The organism is Mycobacterium sp., from assembly GCF_050701675.1.
Classification (GTDB): Bacteria; Actinomycetota; Actinomycetes; order Mycobacteriales; family Mycobacteriaceae; genus Mycobacterium.
This window is the reverse complement of the sequence record NZ_JBOGDD010000253.1, coordinates 1-4,158: the sequence shown is the minus strand read 5'-3', so window position 1 is coordinate 4,158 and position 4,158 is coordinate 1. Positions and strand designations below refer to the sequence as shown.

The window sequence follows — 4,158 nt, the reverse complement described above, 5'->3', positions numbered from 1 at the left end:
GCCCAGGACCAGGGGAAGGTGCTCCTCGGGGACCAGGTACGTCGTCGTCGTCGCACCCTTCGAGTTGACCGTCGTCCTGATGTTCTGCGCCGGAACATTGCTCGGGTTGGTGAACGCAATCGCAGTGTGACCGGTGGCCAGGCCGGCGATCGAGTTGGCGAGGGCGAAGAGGTTGTCCGGCCGGTCCGGGAAGTCGGCAATGCTGTCGTACGCCGAGACGAACTGGTCGGTGTGGTACTGGCTCTCCACCGGCGGCGGCATGCGGTAGTCCAAGGCAGGAACGACGCTGCCGACCGGGAACATCTGAGTCAGGAAGCTCTCGCCGAACGGGGTCTTCGCGAGTGGGTCGCCGAACGTCGCGAAGCTCAGTTGATCAGGCGGCGGAGCGGTCGGATCGTTTGCCATCGATGCCTTCACTGCGTTGAGCACGAACGCTCCCTCGGACAACCCCATCGCGGTCCCTGGGCCACCCTTGCGGATGGCCGCTTCGAGGTTTGGCTCTCCCTCGTCTACCGACTCGCCGATGCTCGGCCCATCCAGCCCAAGCCCGGGATGGATCTTTTCACCGATTGGGCCGATACCGGGGAACAGGCGTTCCAGGACGTGGCCCTGCACCTGTCCCGCCGGGTAGTCCACCTTTACCCGCTTCATACCGGGGAACCAGTCCGCGCCCGTAAGACGGATGTATTCGTCATAGGGAATGCCGAGCACGTGAGCTCCGCCAAGGGCATACGCCGTCGCGTTGGGCCCCGTCGCGGCGGGCGGCGTCGCCGCGGGGCCGGTCGCGGCGGGCGAAGGCGGCGGCCCTGGGGTCGCCGAGTCATCGGCGGTGGCGCTCCCGACGCCGAAACATCCTGTGACACCGGCAGTTACCAGCACCGCAAATCCTGCGAGGAGTTTCTTCATCCTTACTCCTGACGGCTCGGCTTCTCTAGTTTCACATACATGGTGTGTCCTTGCTAAACCTGCGGCTCGACGACTTTGGCTGGTGCCCGCGGCGCCGTGGGCCCTCGTGACGGCCACCAGTTCGCCCGTCCGACCAGCGCCGCGATGGCGGGCACGGTGATGGTGCGCACCACGAAGGTATCCAGCAGAATGCCCACCCCGATCACGAAACCGCCCTGCAGCACGATGCCGATGCTGGAGAACAAGAGCCCACCCATCGAGGCAGCGAAGATCAGTCCGGCCGCGGTGATCACGCCGCCCGTCGAACCCAGGGTGCGGATGATGCCGTACCGCATGCTGTGCGCAGACTCGTCCCGCATTCGCGACACCAAGAGCATGTTGTAGTCGGCGCCCACCGCGACCAGCACCACGAAGGCCAACGGGGGCACGCTCCAATGCAACTGCTGGCCGAGGATGATTTGAAACGTCAAGACGCCGACGCCGATCGCCGCGAAATACGAGATCACCACGGACCCAACGAGATAGAGCGGTGCGATGATCGCACGCAGCAGCACCATCAGCGTCAGCAGCACGACGATGAGGGTCGCGAAGATGATGAATCGGATGTCGTGCTCGTAGTAGTCACGGGTGTCCCGCAGGGCGGCCGGGAAACCGCCCATCGATATCGTGGCGTCGGACAGTGTGGTGTTCGGCTGGGCACCCCGAGCGGTGTCACTGATCTCGTTGACCTGATCCATCGCCTCGGAGCTGAACGGGTTCAGTTTGGTCTGCACCAAGTACCGCACCGAGTGGCCGTCCGGTGAGATGAACGCCTTGGCGGCCTTCTGGAAATCCGGTAGTCCCAGCACTTGTTCCGGAATGTTGAACCCCGCCTGTGACGGGTCCGCGGCGTTGTCCTTCATCGTCAAGAGAAAGGCCGATGCCTCGTTGAGTCCGGACGCCACCAGTTTGATCTGATCGACGAGTTGGTCCACGCCGCCTGCCACCTGCTTGCTTCCGCCCGCCAGGCGGTCGGCGTTCTGCTTCAGCTGGTTCAGGCCCGACTGCGGGCCGCCGGGCTTGTTCAGGCCCATCTCGTTGACCGCCTTGGCGACGTTGGCGAGCGCACCGTTGAGCTTGTTCACCGTCGCGTTGAGGGTCTGCTTGTCACCGAAACCCTGGAACTGGTGCGCGAGGTCGTTGATCTGGTCGAGGTTGCCTCGATTGCGGGGGTCGACCATCTGCTCGAACTGGCTGCGGGTGTTGCTGCAGGAGGTGTCGAGGTCACAGATCGGGTTGCCCTGCAGCGCCGTCAGCACCGGGCCTATCCACGCGAAGAAGTCCTTGGCTGCGGTGAAGTTCACACCCATGGAATTGCCGAGCGCGTTGATGCTGTCGACGAGCTTGGCGGCGGTGTCGACGTCCTTCACCAGCTTGTCGCCACCGTATTGGGTTCTCATCGAGGTGAACTCGGTGACCAGACTCTGGATACTCGGCACGATCCGGTTGACCTGCGCACGCACGTCGCTGAGGCTGCCTGCCAGCGTGTTGGCCCCGGTCGCCAGTCGGTTGAGGTCGCCGGTGCGCTGGTTGATCTGGTCGGAGCCGCCCGCCAGTCGGTTGCCGACGAGCCCGGCTTGATAGGTGGCCCTGAATTCCTGCGGCACGTCTCCAAGCGGTCGGGTGATGCCGCTGACCAGGCCGACGTTCGGCAGCTGTGCGACGCGCGAGGCCAGCTGTTCCAAGTCCGCGAGCGCCCGCGGGGTGCGCAGGTCTTGCGGTGACTGAATGAGGATGTATTCGGGGATGGACTGAGCGATGGGGAAGTGGCGTTCCAGCGCCGCGTACCCGATCGAACTCGGCGCCGACGCCGAGACGACCTTCCGATCGTCGTAATTGTATTTGGCGAAGATCGCGAAACTGGCCAGGATCGCCAGGACGAGCACACTGGCAACCAGATGTGGCACCGGCCTGCGCACGATACGGATGCCGGAGCGTCGCCAGAACCGAGCCGTCAGTTCACGCCGTGGCTTGACCCAGCCACGCGGTCCGGCGAGCACCAGGATTGCCGGCAGCAGCGTCACTCCGGCCAGGTATGCGACGCCGATGCCAATCGCCGACGAGATGCCGACCGTTCTGAACACGCCCATCTTGGCGAAGCTCAACAGGAGAAAGGTGATCCCCACCGTGGTGGCGGATGCGGTGATCACCTTGCCGATCGAGATCATCGCCGCCTTGACCGCCCGGTTGGAGTCCATCCCCGACCGCACGTAGTCGTGATAGCGGCTGATGAGGAAGACCGCGTAGTCCGTTCCCGCACCCGCCATGATGGCGCTCAGGAACACGATGGACTGGTTCGAGACGCCCGACCCGGTCAACTCGGAGAAGCCCGCCACCACCGCCTGTGCGATCACCAGGGACGACCCGATCGTCACCAGCGGCAGCAGCATGGTGACGGCGCTGCGGTAGACCAGCAACAGCACCAACAGCACCAGGACGCCGATCGCGAGCTCGATCGGCAGGCGGTCCTTTTCTCCCGCGACGGTGAGGTCCGCGACTGTGGCCGCTGGCCCGGTGACGTGCACCTCCAGTTGGGCGCCGGTGCCGTCGTTTTTGGGGATACTGCGTTCGACGATGTCGGCCACTCGGTTGAACGAGTCGAAGGACCGCGGCGTGCCCAACTCGCCCGCGAGCCCGACCGGCAACACCCAGGTCTTCTTGTCCTCACTCGTCAGGAACTGTCGCAGTTGTGGCGTGTTGACGAAGTCCTGCACCGTCACCACGTCTGCCTGGTCATCGTGCAGCGCGTCGACGAGCTTGCGGTAGGTGGCCTCGTCGGCGGGTCCGAGCCCGTTCTCGTTGGTCAACGTCACCAACAGGAGGTCGTCGTTACCCGGTTCCTGAAACGCCTCTGTCATCTTCTTGGCGGTGACACTCGACGGCGCATCGCTGGGCAAGATGGCCAGCGGATGCTTCTGCGCCATCTCGCCCAGCGATGGGAAGCTCAGCGGCAGGGCGACCGCAATTGCGATCCACACCCCTATCACCACCCATGGCCACCGCACCACGAGATCGGCTAGCCGTTGTAGCCGCCCAAAAAGGTGCCCTGGCCGCTGCAGCTGAAGGTCACGGTGTCCTCCCACGTCGGGCAGCGGTTGCCCGCGGAATCAACGACTTCGACGTCGAACATGGCGATGTCCGACCCGTCCGCGCGCCACTGGCCGGAGGGACCGACCACGGGCGTGATGCGCAGGGCGGTGGGAGCCCCGGCGG

The 4,158-nt window shown here is 64.8% G+C and carries 3 protein-coding genes; all 3 read right to left on the bottom strand.

Annotation, left to right across the window (positions count from 1 at the left end; genetic code table 11):
- A partial coding sequence (locus ACRDUX_RS07265; RefSeq protein ID WP_526412415.1) for a PE-PPE domain-containing protein occupies positions 1-906 on the bottom strand: 906 nt, incomplete at its 3' end.
- Positions 907-959: 53 nt separating this feature from the next.
- The gene (locus ACRDUX_RS07260; protein WP_526412416.1) at positions 960-4,004 is read right to left on the bottom strand and encodes an MMPL/RND family transporter; all 3,045 of its coding nucleotides are present in this window, start codon (positions 4,002-4,004) and stop codon (positions 960-962) included.
- Positions 3,962-4,158 (bottom strand): hypothetical protein (locus ACRDUX_RS07255; protein ID WP_526412413.1); only part of this gene is annotated, 197 nt, incomplete at its 5' end. The genes ACRDUX_RS07260 and ACRDUX_RS07255, both read right to left, overlap by 43 nt.